The sequence below is a fragment of the Pseudomonas sp. CBC3 genome, assembly GCF_037967085.1.
In the GTDB taxonomy this organism is placed as follows: Bacteria; Pseudomonadota; Gammaproteobacteria; order Pseudomonadales; family Pseudomonadaceae; genus Stutzerimonas.
Genome location: NZ_JBANEO010000001.1, coordinates 518,824 through 534,877 on the forward strand (window position 1 = coordinate 518,824; position 16,054 = coordinate 534,877).

Genomic DNA, 16,054 nt, shown 5'->3' on the forward strand with positions numbered 1-16,054 from the left:
TCGCGCAGTGCTTATCCGAAGGTGGGCCCACTACACGGCGGGCCCAACGATCGGTTCAGGCGTAATCGTAGGTCGGCAGCCCAGTGCGGCTCTGGCTCTGCAACCGGGCGATGGCAGGCGACATGCCAGCCTCCAGCGCCAGGTCGCGGCGGATCGAGCTGATGACCCATTCCAGCTGAATATTGGTCTGGGTCTGACCCTTGGAAAGAGCGCGCTTGATGATGTCCCGATCATCGTTACGCAGCGTCAAGAGAAGCCCCCCATCCGGACGAGGGGTGGTGAGTACTTCGAACTCAGGAAACGCGGCAGAGAGAGTTTTTTCAGCGGCGATCATTATTGTGTACTCCGGTTATGGTCCAGCTTCCTTAACTAGAGCAGCGTTCATGCCAACCGGGACAGATCACGAAACCCACGAAATTCAGTGACTTGCGTCACATAATAGCGTTTTGGATGCATGCAAAACGCATGAAGCCAAGCTTCACGACATGCATTCTGCGTTACGGATGAACAACCGCCGCTTGCCGCTGTCCGCCACTTCAGCCCTTGCGCCAGACGCTGGCAAGCCACGGTTGCCGTTCGCGAGGCAGACCTGCCGGCCGGTAATAATGATCGAGCTCGATGAAGCCCGCCGACTGCAGCAATTCCCGCCAGGCTGGCCAGTCATACCAAGTGCCATAACGCGCACCGCTCCAGCCCTCCTGATTGTTGCCGCGCGGATTGGAGGTGAACAGCACGCCACCGCCGCGAAGCGCGGCATGCAACTTCAACAGAACCGTGCTGATTTCACGGCTGGGAAGATGAAACAGCACCGCATTGGCAAAGATGCCGTCGAACGCTTCGGCGGGCAGGTCCAGCTGCAGGAAGTCCTGGTGCAGCACCTCGCAACCGCTATCGACCCGCGCCATGCGCACGAAGGGTTCAGCGCCGTCCAACCCGACGGCGATATGGCCGAGCGATGTGAATGTCCTGAGGTCTCGCCCCGGACCGCAACCCAGGTCGAGAATGCGAAAAGGCGGTTCGCCGTGGATGTTTCGCAACAATGCATCGATATTCTGGCTGACGTCGTGGTCGCGCGTGCCCTCGCGAAACGCCTCGGCATTGGCACGATAGTCATCCAACGTCCGATCAGCGATGGTCCGGGTGTCTTCATTGGTCATGGTGGGCTTCCGAAGTAACTGACATGAGCCGTGGGCTTCTCCAATAGAGGTTCGTACCATAGTTCAGTACTCTGCTGGGCATGCACCGACAAACACTCGACTGGATCAGCCGATTGCCAGTGCACTCATGAACTTGCGGAGCGCCGTCGTGCTCCAAGTGCTCGTCTCGCGCCGGAACCATCACTGGCCTGACACAAAATACGTTCACAAGCTATTTTCACAAGAATCGAGAATCACCCCGATGAGCCAAGCACCAACCAAAGTTGTCCTGCTCGTTGAGGACGAACCCCACATTCTCGGCCTGTTGTCTGACTATCTAGCAGGGGAAGGCTACAAGGTTCTGGAGGCGGCGGATTCCGCCCGAGCTTTCGAGATTTTGGCAACCAAACCGCGACTGGACCTGCTGGTAACCGATTTCAGACTGCCCGGTGGAGTTTCAGGCGTGATGATCGCGGAACCGGCAATCAAGTTGCGGCCCGATCTGAAAGTCATCTTCATCAGCGGTTATCCGATCGAAATCCACGAGTCAGGAAGCCCCATCGCCCGCTCCGCTCCGATCATCGCAAAGCCCTTCTCGCTCGATAATCTGCACAGCCAGATTCAGCAACTATTGGACTAAGGATTCTCCATCTAACGCTCAGCGTAGCCGGTGTCTGAGTCGTACTCCAAAGACAAGTGCGCCTGGTAGTACCGGGCAAGGCAAAAGCTTCGCCCCGGGGGCGGGCCTCCCGCAAACCTCATAAGAGGCGCGACCCGCGACAATTGCGTCGGCCGGTACAACGCTTAACAAACAAAACCCCGCCAAGGCGGGGTTTGTTATTTCGAGCCCACTTCAAGCGGGCCCTTGTTCAGTCGTTAGCGCCGACTCAGTTGACCTTGGGGTCCAACTCGCCGGAAGCATAACGCTGGAACATGCCTTCCAGGGAGATCGGCTTGATCTTCGAGGCATTGCCAGCGGTGCCGAAGGCTTCGTAGCGCAGAATGCAGATGTCACGCATGGCCGCGACGGTCTTGGCCAGGTACTTGCGCGGATCGAATTCGGCGGGGTTCTTCGCCATGAACTCGCGGATCGCACCGGTGGATGCCAGGCGTAGGTCGGTGTCGATATTGACCTTGCGCACGCCATATTTGATGCCTTCGACGATTTCCTCGACCGGCACGCCGTAGGTTTCCTTGATGTCACCACCGTACTCATTGATGATTTTCAGCCACTCCTGCGGAACGGAGGAGGAGCCGTGCATCACCAGGTGCGTATCGGGAATGCGCTGGTGGATTTCCTTGATGCGCTGGATCGACAGCGTGTCGCCAGTCGGCGGCTTGGTGAACTTGTAGGCACCGTGGCTGGTGCCGATGGCGATGGCCAGGGCGTCCACCTTGGTCTTCTTCACGAAATCGGCGGCTTCTTCCGGATCGGTCAGCAGCTGGCTGTGATCCAGGGTGCCTTCGGCACCGACGCCGTCTTCTTCACCGGCCATGCCGGTTTCCAGGCTACCCAGGCAGCCCAGTTCGCCTTCCACCGATACGCCGCAGGCGTGGGAAAAAGCAACGGTCTGCTGAGTGACACGCACGTTGTATTCGTAATCGGACGGCGTCTTGCCGTCTTCACGCAACGAGCCGTCCATCATTACCGAGCTGAAGCCCAGCTGGATCGAGCGCTGGCAGATATCCGGGCTCGTGCCGTGGTCCTGGTGCATGCACACCGGGATATGCGGGAATTCTTCGAGCGCCGCCAGGATCAGGTGGCGCAGGAAGGGGGCGCCAGCGTATTTGCGGGCACCGGCAGAAGCCTGGACGATCACCGGGGAGTCGGTCTTATCGGCCGCTTCCATGATGGCTCGCATCTGCTCGAGGTTGTTCACGTTGAAGGCCGGCACGCCGTAGCCGAACTCGGCGGCGTGGTCGAGCATCTGGCGCATGCTGATGAGTGCCATGTTTTCCTTTCTCCCGGTTTGGGTCGTTTATTCGTTTAAAGCCTGCCGCAGGGGCGGGCGCTGTTCAAGCACCGCGCGGTAAGGCGCGGCATTGTAGTGGCGGACGGCTCAAAAACCATCAGTTCTGGCGAAACGCCGCAAATCGCTCCATGCCGACCCGCTGCGTAGGGGCGTCTCGGCATCTCAAATGGTGATCAGCGAAGCGCTGCAGCCATGGGCCAGCAGCTTGTCGTCGGCGGTCCGAAAGACCAACGCCTGGTTGCCTTTGTCGTGGAAAGCCACCACACCGTCGCTATAGAAAGCACCACGAGTGGCAGGTTCCTTGCGCAGCCGGTGAACCTGCTCGCTATCGCCGATCTTCAGCTCCATCGTTTGGCGACTGTCATCGGCGTAGCGCCAGGCGATGTTCTGTTGGCTCTGGCATTTCCAGCGAACGAAGGGTGCGTCGGGGCCGGACTGCCAGTGACCGCAACCACCGAGCAGCAGTGCGGCAAACGGGATATACAGGCCTTTCATCGCTTCTCCTTGCTTGGCTGCATCGGCTCAGGGGCAATCCTGAACGTCCGCAGCGGTTCCAGCGGTTGGATCGCCGGTGCTTTGCATCTGCACCCGCTGATCGTTCTGTGCAGTGGGACTTTCGATTGGTGGCGGGTCGATCACTTCGCAAAGCGAATCCGGCGCGCCACCGGCACAACCGGCCAAGCCAAGACAGCAAACAGCTAGAGCGGCATAACGCATGGTAAGTCTCCATTCCGTGCTCAGACAAAACAGAGACCTCATCAAGCTCCAGGGGTTGCCTTGGTGTTTCGCTTGTTATGCCTGACGAGCGCTACTGTGCGGCTCGCTGCTCGAGGATTTCCACCGCGGGGAGCACCTTACCCTCGACGAATTCGAGGAAGGCGCCGCCGCCGGTGGAGATGTAGGAAATCTTCTCGCTCACACCATATTTGTCGATGGCCGCCAGGGTGTCACCGCCGCCCGCGATGGAGAATGCCGGGCTTTCAGCGATGGCCTCGGCCAGCACCTTGGTGCCGTTGCCGAACTGATCGAACTCGAATACCCCAACCGGGCCGTTCCAGAGAATGGTTTTCGAGGACTTGAGCAGCTCGGCGAAATTGGCCGCGGTCTGCGGGCCGATGTCCAGAATCATGTCGTCGTCGGACACATCGGCAGCGGCTTTTACCGTGGCCTCGGCGTCCTCGGCGAAGGCCTTGGCTACCACCACGTCCACCGGCAGCGGCACGCTGACTTTGGCCGCGATGGCCTTGGCGGTGTCCACCAGATCGGCTTCATACAGCGACTTGCCCACCGGGAAGCCCGCTGCGGCCAGGAAGGTATTGGCGATGCCGCCACCGACGATCAGCTGGTCGCACACCTGGCTCAGGCTGTTCAATACATCGAGCTTGGTCGAGACCTTGGAACCGGCAACGATGGCGGCCATCGGCTTGGCCGGGCTCTTCAGCGCCTTGCCCAGCGCATCGAGTTCAGCGGCCAGCAGCGGACCGGCACAGGCGACCTTGGCGAATTTGGCCACGCCATGGGTCGAGCCCTGGGCGCGGTGAGCGGTGCCGAAGGCGTCCATCACGAAGACGTCGCACAGTGCCGCGTACTTTTGCGCCAGCTCGTCGGTGTTCTTCTTCTCACCCTGGTTGAAGCGCACATTTTCCAGCAGCACCAGCTCACCGGCCTTGACCTCGACGCCGTCGAGGTAATCGCGGACCAGCGGGACTTCGCGGTTCAGCGCCTTGCTCAAATAGTCGGCGACCGGCTTGAGACTGTCTTCCCCGCTGAACACGCCCTCCTCCGGGCGGCCCAGGTGCGAGCAGACCAGCACCGCCGCGCCCTTTTCCAGCGCCAGCTTGATGGTCGGCAGCGAGGCCAGGATGCGCGCATCGCTTTTCACCGCGCCGTCCTTCACCGGCACGTTGAGGTCTTCGCGGATCAGCACGCGCTTACCCTGCAGGTCGAGGTCGTTCATCTTCAAAACGGTCATGTCGATCTTCCTTAAAAGTACGAAACAGCGAAATTCAAGACGCGGCCCGCTAGGGGCGATGAGCCACGCGCAGATAGTGTTCGGCGACGTCCAGCATACGGTTGGCGAATCCCCATTCGTTGTCGAACCAGGCCAGCAGATTCACCAGCCGCGGCCCGGAGGCTCGCGTCAGGCTGCCATCGACGATCGCCGAATGCGGGTCGTGATTGAAGTCGCAGCTGGCATGGGGCAGCTCGGTGTACGCCAGCAATCCCTTCAACGGGCCGGATTCGGCGGCCTCGCGCAGCACCCGGTTGATCGCCTGGGCGTCCGTGTCACGGGACGTCTGCAGGGTGATATCCAGGCAGGACACATTCACCGTCGGCACCCGAACGGCTTTGGCCTGAATCCGTCCAGAGAGTTCCGGCAGCAGCCGTTCGATTCCCTTGGCCAATCCGGTGGACACCGGAATCACAGACTGGAAGGCCGAGCGCGTGCGGCGCAGGTCGTCGTGGTGGTAGGCGTCGATCACCGGCTGGTCGTTCATCGCCGAGTGGATGGTAGTGATGGAGGCGTACTCGATGCCCACCGCGTCGTTGAGCAGTTTCAGCAACGGCACACCGCAGTTGGTGGTGCAGGAGGCATTTGAAACCAGCCGTTCGGCGCCGGTCAGCTGCGTGTGGTTGATGCCCATCACTACGGTGGCATCGACATCCGCAGCACCCGTCATCGGCTGGGAAAACAGCACGCGCGGCACGCCGGCATCGAGAAAACGCTGGCCGCTGGCTCGGGTGTTGTAGGCGCCCGAACATTCCAACACCAGGTCCACGCCCAGCACCGACCAGTCGATAGCCTCCGGCGTAGACTCACGCAGCACCTTCACGCAGTCGCCATTGAGGTGCAGACAGTCCCCGTCCACGCTCACCTCGCCGGGAAAGCGCCCATGGGTGGAGTCGAAGCGGGTCAGGTATTCCAGGCTGGCCATGTCGGCCAGGTCGTTGAGGGCAACGATCTGAAAATCGAATGCGGCATCACGTTCGTAGAAGGCGCGCAGCACACAACGGCCGATACGGCCGTAGCCGTTAAGCGCGATGCGGTAAGAGGGAGTTCGGGACATTCGCGGCTCGTCTCTGGGCGAGCTGGGAGCTGGAGCCGGAAGCTGGAAGTACTCATGCCGCTGGCACTTCCACCATCCAGCCGTAACCTCTCAGCTGCTGTGATCCCTTAAGCCTGATCCGGCTGCTTTTATTCAAGCCTCCAGCTTCAGGCTTCCAGCTGACTCGTTAGTCTTCCAACAGCTCTTCGGCAACCGCGAGAACGTTATCGACGGTAAAGCCGAATTCCTCGAACAGCTGGCCGGCCGGGGCCGACTCGCCGTAGGTGGTCATGCCGATGATTTGGCCTTCGAGGCCGACGTACTTGTACCAGTAGTCCGCATGCGCCGCCTCGATGGCGATGCGCGCGCCGACTTCCACCGGCAACACCTGCTGCCTGTAGGCCGCATCCTGGGCGTCGAACACGCTGGTGCAAGGCATGGAAACCACGCGCACCTGACGGCCTTGGGCGGCCAGCTTGTCGGCGGCTTCGACCGCAAGGCTGACTTCCGAACCGGTGGCGATCAGGATCAGCTCCGGCTCGCCTTCGCAGTTCTTCAGGATGTAGCCGCCGCGGGCGATGGCTGCCTCGGTTTCGTTGTCGCGTACGTGATAGGGCAGGTTCTGGCGCGAGAAGATCAGCGCGCTCGGGCCGTCCTTGCGCTCGACGGCGTGCTTCCAGGCGACCGCGGATTCGACGGTGTCGGCCGGGCGCCAGGTGTCCAGATTCGGCGTGGTGCGCAGACTGGTCAGTTGTTCGATCGGCTGGTGAGTCGGGCCGTCTTCACCGAGACCGATGGAGTCGTGGGTGAAGACGTAGATCACCCGCTGCTTCATCAGCGCCGACATGCGCACCGCGTTGCGCGCGTATTCCATGAACATCAGGAACGTCGCGCCGTAGGGGATCAGGCCGCCGTGCAGGGCGACGCCGTTCATGATGGCGGCCATGCCGAACTCGCGCACGCCGTAGTACATGTAGTTGCCCGAAGCGTCCTCGGCGACCACCGGCTTGCAGCCCTTCCACAGGGTCAGGTTGGAGCCGGCCAGGTCCGCCGAGCCGCCGAGCAGTTCCGGCAGCAGCGGGCCGAAGGCGTTCAGGCAGTTCTGGCTGGCCTTGCGGCTGGCAATGGTCTCGCCCTTGGTGGCCACTTCGCGGATGAATTCGCTGGCTTTCTCGGCGAAGTCGGCGGGCAGTTCGCCGGCCATGCGCCGCTTGAATTCAGCGGCCAGCGCCGGGAATTCAGTTTCGTAGGCGGCGAAGCGCTTGTTCCATTCGTTTTCGGCGTCGGCGCCCTTCTGCTTGGCATCCCACTCGGCGTAGATCTCGGCGGGAATTTCGAACGGGCCATGCTTCCAGCCCAGCGCTTCGCGGGTCAGGGCGATTTCGGCGTCGCCAAGCGCGGCACCGTGGGATTCTTCCTTGCCCTGCTTGTTCGGCGAGCCAAAGCCGATGATGGTCTTGCAGCAGATCAGCGTCGGACGGTCGCTCTTGCGCGCGGTCTCGATGGCCATCTGAATTTCGTCGGCGTCGTGACCGTCGACATTGCGGATCACCTGCCAGCCGTAAGCCTCGAAGCGGCGCGGGGTATCGTCGGTGAACCAGCCATGCACTTCGCCATCGATGGAGATGCCGTTGTCGTCGTAGAACGCGGTGAGCTTGTTCAGCCCCAGGGTGCCGGCCAGCGAGCAGACCTCATGGGAGACGCCTTCCATCAGGCAGCCATCGCCGAGGAACACGTAGGTGTTGTGGTCGACGATTTCATGGCCGGGCTGGTTGAACTGCGCCGCCATGACCTTCTCCGCCAGAGCGAAGCCCACGGCGTTGGCCAGACCCTGACCGAGCGGGCCGGTGGTGGTCTCGACGCCGGCGGTGTAGCCGAACTCGGGATGGCCAGGGGTCTTGCTGTGCAGCTGACGGAAATTCTTCAGGTCGTCGATGGACAGGTCGTAGCCGGTCAGGTGCAGCAGCGAATAGATCAGCATCGAGCCGTGACCGTTGGACAGCACGAAACGGTCACGGTCGGCCCACAAAGGGTTGGTCGGGCTGTGTTTCAGGTGGTCGCGCCAGAGCACTTCGGCGATGTCCGCCATGCCCATCGGGGCACCGGGATGGCCGCTGTTGGCTTTCTGCACAGCATCCATGCTGAGGGCGCGGATGGCATTGGCTCGCTCACGACGGCTGGGCATCGCTGAATCTCCTGCGGGGGTAGTACGTGAAAAAGGCCGCCATTTTCCCCTTTCGCGGGATGGGGGGCAATGACTGATGCGCGCTGCGCGTTCTAGTCGAGCAGACTGACGCCACAGCTTCCGGCATCCGGCAGATGCCGTAGCAGGTAATCCTTCATCCGAGTGAGCGTTTCCGGGGTTTCGCCGGTCACCGGCCAGACCAGATAGTAGCTATCGCCGGAGCGCACCGCCTGCTCGAACGGCAGCGCCAGCGTGCCCTTGTGCAGCTCCGCACCGACCAAGGCGAGATCGCCGATGGAGACGCCATGCCCCTGCGCTGCGGCGGAGATGCCCAGTTCCAGCGTGTCGAACAGCTTGCCCTGCTGCCACGCGATCACGTCGATCAGCCCGACCCGCTGCAGCCAGCGCCGCCAGTCGCGGCAGTCACGCGAGGGATGGATCAACTCGGCGGACGCCAGCTGGGACGCGGTCCAGCATCCGTCACCGAGGATGTCCGGTGAACACACGGGCACCAGCCATTCATCGAACAACTTCACGCGGTTCCAGTCAGCCGGGAAACCGCCGTGTCCGAGCAGAATCGCGCAATCGAACGGCTCGTTATGAAAATCCACCGCGTCCAGGTCCATCCAGGCACTGGTGAGCTGTACCTGATTCTGCGGGTGGGCTAGCTGGAATGTTTCCAGCGCACCCAGCAACCAGCGCATGGTCAGCGTCGACGGGGCCTTCAGCCGGAGCGCGTTCTGCTGTCGATTGACCGCGATGCAGGCGTTTTCGATGGTGCGAAAGCCCACCTTGAGTTCCTGCGCCAGCATCCGCCCCGTGTCGGTCAGCGCCAGCTTGGAGCCGCGCCGGTCGAAGAGCTGACAACCGAGGTTCTCCTCGAGTGCCTTCACATGCCGGCTGACCGCGCTCTGCGTGATGCACAGGCTTTCAGCCGCCTGGGTGAACGAGCCGAATCGCGCCGCCACTTCGAAAGCTCGCAGCGCATACAGGGGAGGCATCCGCACTGTCATGCCGCCCCACTCCGGCATGAGTAAAACTCATGACAGCCGGCCCTTTTTTCCATTTTTCAACCCTCCGAACCCCACCAATACTGCGCCAGCAGCCGAGCCAACAGTGCGATGGCTTCGGCTCACAAGCGTGGCGTATGCCGTAGAAAACCGCAGGGAAGAATGACATGTCCAATCGCAACTTTGACCTACTTTTGTCTGCCGCCATCCGTAACGGGGGACTGGGCCAGGAGCAGATTGCGCAGATTCTCGATTTCAAGGTGTTCGGCAACCCGCAGGGTTTTCTACGGCTGCAAGGCATGGAGATAGGCGATATCCCGCCGACACCTCAATCCCGCGCCGACGTGCACAAGCCGGACGAGCGCAGCGAAAAGCTGCTGCTGCAAGCCACCGCCCTGCTGGGTGACCCGATCGGCTACGTGCAGGAATCCGGCGGCTGCATCGTCAACAACCTCTTCCCGCAGCCGACACAATCGCGCGCCGCCAGCTCGGACAGCTTCGATACCGAGCTCGACCTGCATACCGAAAACGCCTTTCATGCGATCCAGCCGGACTACCTGCTACTGCTTTGCCTGCGCCAGGATCCTACAGCGCAAGCCATTACCTACATCGCTTCGGTCGATCGCATCCTTAAGCACCTGAGCTACGAGCAGCAGGCTTTCTTTCTCAACGAGCCCTACAACTTTTTCTCTGATTACGGCCCAACCGAGAAGAACCAGCGCATCGACATCAATAAACATCAGACCGTGCTGTACGGCGACCCCGATGCGCCCTTCTTTCGCTTCGATCCCCAGTTCATGGTGGCCTACAGCGACCGCGCGCAGCACTCGCTCGATGCGTTGCGCCGCATCGCCTGGGACGTCGTCGAGCCGGTACGGCTAGCCCGCGGCGATCTGCTGATCATCGACAATCGACGCACCGCGCACGCGCGCAGCCCCTTCCCAGCCCGCTTCGATGGCAGCGACCGCTGGATGCAGCGCACCTTCGCCAGCTGCAACCTGGCTTTCTACACCGAAAAATTGGGCCGCCAATCACGCATCTTCGAGCTGGTGACCGAGCTATGAGCGCCACTTACTTAGCCTTTGCCGCCGCGGTCACCTTGCTGATCGCCTCCCCAGGGCCAGTGGTCGCGCTGGTCATCGCCGATGCGCGGCGCAGCTGGCCGGCCTGGACCATTCTCGGCGGCGTGCTCTCTGCTCAGCTTCTGTTGATCGCCGCCCTGGTACTGATCTATCTGGCGCTCGATCTGAAGCCGGCCATTCTTGAATGGGGCCAGGTACTCGGTGGCCTCTATCTGATCTGGCTCGGCGCGGATGGCCTGTGTGGCGGCGATGACGAAAAACCGAAACAGGGGCGGCCACACGCGCATTACTTCTGGCGTGCGATGGCGGTAGGCTTGTCGAACCCCAAGGACATCCTGTTCTTTCTCGCGTTTCTGCCGGGGTTCATTCTTCCCGCGCAACCCTTCGCGCCCCAGGCCGCAGCACTGATCATCATCTGGGCATTGGTCGATGTGTCCATTCTGGTCGCCTACAGCCTGGTATCACGTCGCCTGTCCAGTCACGACAAACTGCAGCGGGTACTCGACCTGCTACCGAGCTTCTTCCTGCTCGGCCTCGGGTTGGTGTCGTGCGCAATGGGCATTAACAGCCTGGTGAGCTGAACAGCCGGCTTGTCCAATATCAAAACTTTTTGATACTGCCATTGCTGGACGAAAAACGACCGACTAGACTGCGCGACTTATGAGCCTGCGCATCCCCCGGATTTCCTTCGACGACAGCGATCAGCTCGCCGCCCTGTGCAAGGCCGGCGGCGACTCGTTGCGGCTGAATGTGTTGCGGGCGCTGGCCAGCGATTCGTTCGGCGTACTGGAGCTGGCGCAGATCTTCGCCACCGGCCAGTCCGGCATCAGCCATCACCTCAAGGTGCTGAGCCAGGCCGGTCTGCTGGCGACACGACGTGAAGGCAACGCCATCTTCTATCGTCGCAGCCTGCCCCAAGGCGAATCTCTCGGCGGCAAGCTGCATGCCGCCCTGCTGGAGGAAGTCGATCAACTGATGTTGCCAGTCGACGTGCAGGCTCGGATTAGCGCGGTGCATGCCCAGCGCAGCGCCGCCAGCGAAGACTTTTTCACGCGCATGGCTGGCAGCTTCCAGGCACGCCAGGATTTGATCGCCGGACTGCCGCAATACCGCGATAGCGTGGTGGCGCTGCTCGATGCACTGAACTTCGCGCCGACTGCGACCGCGCTGGAAGTCGGCCCCGGCGATGGCAGTTTTCTACCGGAGCTGGCCGCACGCTTCGCGCGGGTGGTCGCTGTCGACAACAGCCCGGCGATGCTCGAACTGGCGCGCACACGTTGCGAAGAAGAGGCGCTGGACAACGTCGAATTGAAACTCGCCGATGCTTTACAGGACGAATGCCCATCGGCCGATTGCGTCGTGTTGAACATGGTTCTGCATCACCTGGCCGCGCCGGGTGATGCACTCAAGCAACTGGCGCGGCTGGTGAACGCGGGCGGCAGCCTGCTGCTCACCGAGCTGTGCAGCCACAATCAGAGTTGGGCCAGGAAGGCCTGCGGCGATCTCTGGTTGGGCTTCGAACAGGACGATCTGGCCCGTTGGGCCGATGCCGCGGGGCTCACGCCCGGCGAGAGCCTCTACATTGGCTTGAAGAACGGTTTTCAGATCCAGGCCCGGTACTTTTCCCGGCCCGCCACTGACAGCCGACTCACCCACCGGTAATTAGGAACCGATAGATGAGCGAATATTCGATTTTCACCTCCGAGTCCGTGTCCGAAGGGCACCCGGACAAGATCGCCGACCAGATTTCCGATGCGGTGCTGGACGCAATCATCGCCGAAGACAAGCACGCCCGCGTGGCCTGTGAAACCCTGGTCAAGACCGGTGTGGCGATCGTCGCCGGCGAAGTCACCACCAGCGCCTGGGTCGACCTCGAGCAGCTGGTGCGCGACGTCATCATCGACATCGGCTACAACAGCTCGGAAGTCGGCTTCGATGGCGCCACCTGCGGCATCATCAACATCATCGGCAAGCAGTCGGTGGATATCGCCCAGGGTGTCGACCGCTCCAAGCCTGAAGACCAGGGCGCCGGCGACCAGGGCCTGATGTTCGGCTACGCCAGCAACGAAACCGATGTACTGATGCCGGCCCCGATCCGCTTCTCCCACGCCCTGGTCGAGCGCCAGGCCGAAGCGCGCAAGAACGGCCTGCTGCCGTGGCTGCGCCCGGATGCCAAGAGCCAGGTCACCTGCCGTTACGAAGGCGGTAAAGTCGTAGGCATCGACGCCATCGTCCTCTCCACCCAGCACAACCCCGAGGTCAAGCATTCCGACCTCAAGGAAGCGGTGATGGAGTTGATCGTCAAGCACGTCATCCCGGCCGAATTGCTGCACAAGGACACTCAGTTCCACATCAACCCGACCGGCCAGTTCATCATCGGCGGCCCGGTAGGTGACTGCGGCCTGACCGGGCGCAAGATTATCGTCGACACCTACGGCGGCATGGCCCGTCACGGCGGCGGAGCCTTCTCCGGCAAGGACCCGTCCAAGGTCGACCGTTCGGCGGCCTACGCCGGCCGCTACGTGGCCAAGAACATCGTCGCCGCAGGCCTCGCCGAGCGCTGCGAAATCCAGGTCTCCTACGCCATCGGCGTGGCCCAGCCGACCTCGATCTCGATCAACACCTTCGGCACCGGCAAGCTCAGCGACGAGAAGATCGTAGCCCTGGTCCGCGAGCATTTCGATCTGCGTCCCTACGCGATCACTACCATGCTCGACCTGCTGCACCCGATGTACAAGGCTACCGCGGCCTACGGTCACTTCGGTCGCGATCCTTATGAAATGACAGTCGGTGGCGACACCTTCACCGCATTCACCTGGGAAAAGACCGACAAGGCCGACGCACTGCGCGCGGCTGCCGGACTGTAAAGCAGCGGCAAGCTGTAGGCCTCATGCTGCAAGAAAGCCCCGCCAGCCCTGTGCTGTACGGGGCTTTCTTTTTTCGCTGCGCAAGTTCTGGCACGGCCGGGGCACAGGCTGCGAACCAGCCCATAAAAAATAGAGCGTCGTTTGCGCTCGCTATTGCCTTGCGGCAAGGTGCCGGCTCGCATACCGATAAGGAGATTGGTCATGTCCGGCAAACCTGCCGCCCGCCTCGGTGATCCTACGGCCTGCCCAAAGACTGGGCACGGTAATAACCCCATCGCCACCGGCTCACCCGACGTATTGTTCGATAGCTTGCCCGCCGCTCGCCTGGGTGATGCCACTGGTTGTGGTAGTGCGCTATCGGGCAACCTCATCCCCGGCGTGTTGATCAACGGCAAACCGGCCGCCACGCTAGGCAGCGTGGGCGCTCACGGCGACGTGATCGTTGGCGGCTCCGGAACTGTCGTCATCGGCAACGCTTCAGTCTCGGCACCTTTTACACCGCCTGCACCCCTGAACCTTCAGCCAGCAGCGCAAGCCCAGGCCTTCGATACGACCACATCGCTGCGCTCACCGCATCCGCCGCAACCGACTCCAAGCCAGGCCCGAGCGCTGGAGCAAGCAGCTCCTGGCCGCGATGCTCCGCAAGGCCTGGAAGAAGAGGAGGAAGAGGAAGAACTCGACCGCCGCCAGGCCGTCACCCTGCGGATCGGCGTGTTCTTCGACGGCACCGGCAACAACGCCAGCAATAGCGCTATTGGCGCGCAGTGCCGAGCCTCGGATATCGGCTTCGGCGAAGAAGAAGCGTTGGCGATCGTGCAGCGCTGCGAAGCTCACCAGCTCGATCCGGATAGCAGCTATGGGAACGATGTAAGCAATATTTGGCGCTTGTATGACTTGTATCGGGACGATTCCGGCCAGCCATTACCTTCGGATGCAGAAAATGCGAGCCTGCGTGTCTATGTGACGGGCATCGGCACTACAAGCGGAGAACCCGATACTCTTCCTGGCCTGGTGTTCGGACGCGGTGCTACAGGTGTACTCGCTAAGGTCGATGAAGGCCTGGCCTTGCTCGAAAAGGCAATGATCCGTTTCAGTGAGGAAAATCCCGAAGCGATACTGGTCAAGTTGGAGCTCGATATCTTTGGCTTCAGCCGCGGTGCCGCAGCCGCTCGGCATTTTGCCAATCAGATACTCAAGCGCGACCAAGGGCCGCTAGGCCAAGTGCACCGTGCCGGCAAACTGGGCCTGAAACCCGACGTCGACTGGGGCAGTGATGTCCTCATTAACTTCATCGGACTGTTCGACACCGTAGCGGCGCTGGGTTATTGGGACGACTGGGGCAACCCGGGTGACGCCGTTAATAGCGGCATCGATCTCTACCTCGCACCCGATGCCGCTCGGCAAGTGGTGCATCTGGTCGCACGCGACGAGTACAGGCGCAACTTCGCTCTCAATCAGGTCTCGCCGCCACATAAAGAAATCGTTTTGCCCGGTGCCCACTCGGACCTGGGCGGCGGCTACCAGGAGCAGGCCAGCGAGCGACTCTACCTGACCCGCCCGCGACGTAACCGGGTTCGCCTGGATAGCGACCCCTACCGCACTCCGGCCTACCAAGAAGCGCAGCGCGATGTCGTACTTGCCCGCGATGCCGATCTTATCGACCCGCAGGATCGCACGGCCAGGCTGGACGTGGATGTCTGGGAACAGCTGCCGCCTTTTGGCAGCCGCGACGACAAGATGAAGTACGTACTGGCCGCACCCCGCCTGGAGCGCACGGTTTACGGGCATCTTTCGCGGGTGTATTTGAGGGTCATGCATGTGCTGGCGACGGAGGCCGGTGTTCCGCTCGACTTCATCGACGAACACGACAGCAGGCTTTCTCTGCCCGCCGAGCTTTTATGTATCAAAGACAAGCTTCTGGCCTCGGCCAGAAGCGGCAACGGCGCGCTTGATGCCGAAGAGGAACGTTTGCTGCGCCAGCGCTACATCCACCTGTCTGCCAACTGGAACGCCACCTTAGGACGCGGGAGCAGCCGGTTCGAAGTGCTTTTTGTAAACGCCCCCGGCAAGCGTGAACGGACCCGCCATGCCGACACGCCTTTGGAGAAATAACGTTGAGAGCGTCAGTGTTTGTTCTGTTTTTCCTATTACTTGGTGGCTGCGCTGGCGCCGACAATAATCCAGGCGACTTGCCCTACAAATACTGGCGCCTTGGTTTCCTGGCTCCGGACTATATGGAGGTCTGGGTTGAAACCGCCCACGCTGAAGATATTCGCGGTAAAACTTTTTTCCATGTAGGTAGCGGAATAGTTGCCGTTCGGACTCCGCCAGAAGAAAAAGGCAATCCTGCAGGTTGGGGCAAACGCTTCGGCTGGGGCGCCGGCCGCCACGTCAATGGTGCCGATCTACCCAGGCGCATCTACGTGCGTTGGCAATCCATGGCCGAGCCACAGACCTACCGGGTAATCCTTGATATTCCTGAACGAGCGCGGCAGTTGATGAGCGAACGCCTCGCCCCTCCCTGCCCCGCCAGCGAATACCGCGAAGCCCTCACCTTGGGGCTTGCTCCCGGCGGTGTGGTCAGGGGCTGGGTCATGAGTACCTGCGGCCGGCCCATCGAAGTGCTGCGAGCCCAGGCGGAAATCGAGCCCAAGGGGCCTTACGAAGGAACCTCCCAGGGAAGCCACCGGCCGCTTTCGGAAACGTCCAAAGCCTATATTGAAAAACACGGCATCCCCTACGGATCATGGTGAG

The 16,054-nt window shown here is 61.6% G+C and carries 16 protein-coding genes; 7 read left to right on the forward strand and 9 right to left on the reverse strand.

Features of this window, described 5'->3' with window-relative positions; all coding sequences use genetic code 11:
* Positions 1-55 precede the first annotated feature (55 nt).
* Both V6943_RS02350 and V6943_RS02355 read right to left on the reverse strand, forming a co-directional pair.
* Positions 56-334, reverse strand: coding sequence for a DUF3509 domain-containing protein (locus V6943_RS02350; RefSeq protein WP_197444910.1), 279 nt, complete (start codon positions 332-334; stop codon positions 56-58).
* A 202-nt stretch (positions 335-536) separates the two neighbouring features.
* A complete protein-coding gene (locus V6943_RS02355) occupies positions 537-1,157 on the reverse strand; it encodes a class I SAM-dependent methyltransferase (protein WP_340552497.1) in 621 nt (206 codons plus the stop codon).
* A 241-nt stretch (positions 1,158-1,398) separates the two neighbouring features.
* Between V6943_RS02355 and V6943_RS02360 the strand changes: the two genes are divergently transcribed.
* Entirely contained in the window at positions 1,399-1,776 is a 378-nt protein-coding gene (locus tag V6943_RS02360) for a response regulator (RefSeq protein ID WP_340552498.1), read from the forward strand.
* A gap of 247 nt (positions 1,777-2,023) precedes the next feature.
* Here V6943_RS02360 and fba read toward each other — a convergent pair whose 3' ends face one another.
* From fba to V6943_RS02395, 7 genes are all read right to left on the reverse strand, one after another.
* Complete coding sequence (gene fba, locus V6943_RS02365; protein WP_340552499.1) at positions 2,024-3,088, reverse strand: class II fructose-bisphosphate aldolase; 1,065 nt, start codon at positions 3,086-3,088, stop codon at positions 2,024-2,026.
* A gap of 183 nt (positions 3,089-3,271) precedes the next feature.
* The gene (locus V6943_RS02370; RefSeq protein WP_340552500.1) at positions 3,272-3,604 is read right to left on the reverse strand and encodes an MliC family protein; all 333 of its coding nucleotides are present in this window, start codon (positions 3,602-3,604) and stop codon (positions 3,272-3,274) included.
* 27 nt (positions 3,605-3,631) lie between these two features.
* Entirely contained in the window at positions 3,632-3,826 is a 195-nt protein-coding gene (locus V6943_RS02375; protein ID WP_131649561.1) for a hypothetical protein, read from the reverse strand.
* Between the two features lie 91 nt (positions 3,827-3,917).
* Complete coding sequence (locus tag V6943_RS02380; protein WP_340552501.1) at positions 3,918-5,081, reverse strand: phosphoglycerate kinase; 1,164 nt, start codon at positions 5,079-5,081, stop codon at positions 3,918-3,920.
* 49 nt (positions 5,082-5,130) lie between these two features.
* Positions 5,131-6,177 carry an erythrose-4-phosphate dehydrogenase gene (epd, locus tag V6943_RS02385; RefSeq protein WP_340552502.1) on the reverse strand — a complete coding sequence of 349 codons (1,047 nt, stop codon included), beginning with the start codon at positions 6,175-6,177 and terminating at the stop codon, positions 5,131-5,133.
* Between the two features lie 166 nt (positions 6,178-6,343).
* A complete protein-coding gene (gene tkt, locus V6943_RS02390) occupies positions 6,344-8,341 on the reverse strand; it encodes a transketolase (RefSeq protein WP_340552503.1) in 1,998 nt (665 codons plus the stop codon).
* Positions 8,342-8,433: 92 nt separating this feature from the next.
* Entirely contained in the window at positions 8,434-9,354 is a 921-nt protein-coding gene (locus tag V6943_RS02395) for a LysR substrate-binding domain-containing protein (protein WP_340552504.1), read from the reverse strand.
* A gap of 164 nt (positions 9,355-9,518) precedes the next feature.
* On the opposite strand from V6943_RS02395, the gene V6943_RS02400 reads away from it, so the two are divergent.
* The 6 genes from V6943_RS02400 to V6943_RS02425 all read left to right on the forward strand — a co-directional run bounded on the left by V6943_RS02400 (position 9,519) and on the right by V6943_RS02425 (position 16,053).
* Positions 9,519-10,415 (forward strand): TauD/TfdA family dioxygenase, encoded by an 897-nt coding sequence (locus V6943_RS02400; protein ID WP_340552505.1) that lies wholly within the window; start codon positions 9,519-9,521, stop codon positions 10,413-10,415.
* Positions 10,412-11,014 (forward strand): LysE family translocator, encoded by a 603-nt coding sequence (locus V6943_RS02405; protein WP_340552506.1) that lies wholly within the window; start codon positions 10,412-10,414, stop codon positions 11,012-11,014. Before V6943_RS02400 ends, V6943_RS02405 begins: the two co-directional genes overlap by 4 nt.
* A 79-nt stretch (positions 11,015-11,093) precedes the next feature.
* Positions 11,094-12,095 (forward strand): ArsR/SmtB family transcription factor, encoded by a 1,002-nt coding sequence (locus V6943_RS02410; RefSeq protein WP_340552507.1) that lies wholly within the window; start codon positions 11,094-11,096, stop codon positions 12,093-12,095.
* A 14-nt stretch (positions 12,096-12,109) separates the two neighbouring features.
* Positions 12,110-13,300, forward strand: a complete 1,191-nt coding sequence (gene metK, locus V6943_RS02415) for a methionine adenosyltransferase (protein WP_340552508.1) — start codon at positions 12,110-12,112, stop codon at positions 13,298-13,300.
* A 201-nt stretch (positions 13,301-13,501) separates the two neighbouring features.
* Positions 13,502-15,412 (forward strand): PAAR domain-containing protein, encoded by a 1,911-nt coding sequence (locus V6943_RS02420; protein WP_340552509.1) that lies wholly within the window; start codon positions 13,502-13,504, stop codon positions 15,410-15,412.
* A 2-nt stretch (positions 15,413-15,414) separates the two neighbouring features.
* Entirely contained in the window at positions 15,415-16,053 is a 639-nt protein-coding gene (locus V6943_RS02425) for a DUF2931 family protein (RefSeq protein ID WP_340552510.1), read from the forward strand.
* Position 16,054 lies beyond the last annotated feature (1 nt).

Excerpts from the sequence above, each read along its gene's own strand:
- V6943_RS02355 (WP_340552497.1), bottom strand. The coding sequence starts at position 1,157 with ATGACCAATGAAGACACCCGGACCATCGCTGATCGGACGTTGGATGAC.
- tkt (WP_340552503.1), bottom strand. The coding sequence starts at position 8,341 with ATGCCCAGCCGTCGTGAGCGAGCCAATGCCATCCGCGCCCTCAGCATG.
- V6943_RS02405 (WP_340552506.1), top strand. The coding sequence starts at position 10,412 with ATGAGCGCCACTTACTTAGCCTTTGCCGCCGCGGTCACCTTGCTGATC.
- fba (WP_340552499.1), bottom strand. The coding sequence starts at position 3,088 with ATGGCACTCATCAGCATGCGCCAGATGCTCGACCACGCCGCCGAGTTC.
- V6943_RS02350 (WP_197444910.1), bottom strand. The coding sequence starts at position 334 with ATGATCGCCGCTGAAAAAACTCTCTCTGCCGCGTTTCCTGAGTTCGAA.
- V6943_RS02400 (WP_340552505.1), top strand. The coding sequence starts at position 9,519 with ATGTCCAATCGCAACTTTGACCTACTTTTGTCTGCCGCCATCCGTAAC.
- V6943_RS02420 (WP_340552509.1), top strand. The coding sequence starts at position 13,502 with ATGTCCGGCAAACCTGCCGCCCGCCTCGGTGATCCTACGGCCTGCCCA.
- metK (WP_340552508.1), top strand. The coding sequence starts at position 12,110 with ATGAGCGAATATTCGATTTTCACCTCCGAGTCCGTGTCCGAAGGGCAC.
- V6943_RS02380 (WP_340552501.1), bottom strand. The coding sequence starts at position 5,081 with ATGACCGTTTTGAAGATGAACGACCTCGACCTGCAGGGTAAGCGCGTG.
- V6943_RS02410 (WP_340552507.1), top strand. The coding sequence starts at position 11,094 with ATGAGCCTGCGCATCCCCCGGATTTCCTTCGACGACAGCGATCAGCTC.
- epd (WP_340552502.1), bottom strand. The coding sequence starts at position 6,177 with ATGTCCCGAACTCCCTCTTACCGCATCGCGCTTAACGGCTACGGCCGT.
- V6943_RS02370 (WP_340552500.1), bottom strand. The coding sequence starts at position 3,604 with ATGAAAGGCCTGTATATCCCGTTTGCCGCACTGCTGCTCGGTGGTTGC.
- V6943_RS02395 (WP_340552504.1), bottom strand. The coding sequence starts at position 9,354 with ATGACAGTGCGGATGCCTCCCCTGTATGCGCTGCGAGCTTTCGAAGTG.
- V6943_RS02360 (WP_340552498.1), top strand. The coding sequence starts at position 1,399 with ATGAGCCAAGCACCAACCAAAGTTGTCCTGCTCGTTGAGGACGAACCC.
- V6943_RS02375 (WP_131649561.1), bottom strand. The coding sequence starts at position 3,826 with ATGCGTTATGCCGCTCTAGCTGTTTGCTGTCTTGGCTTGGCCGGTTGT.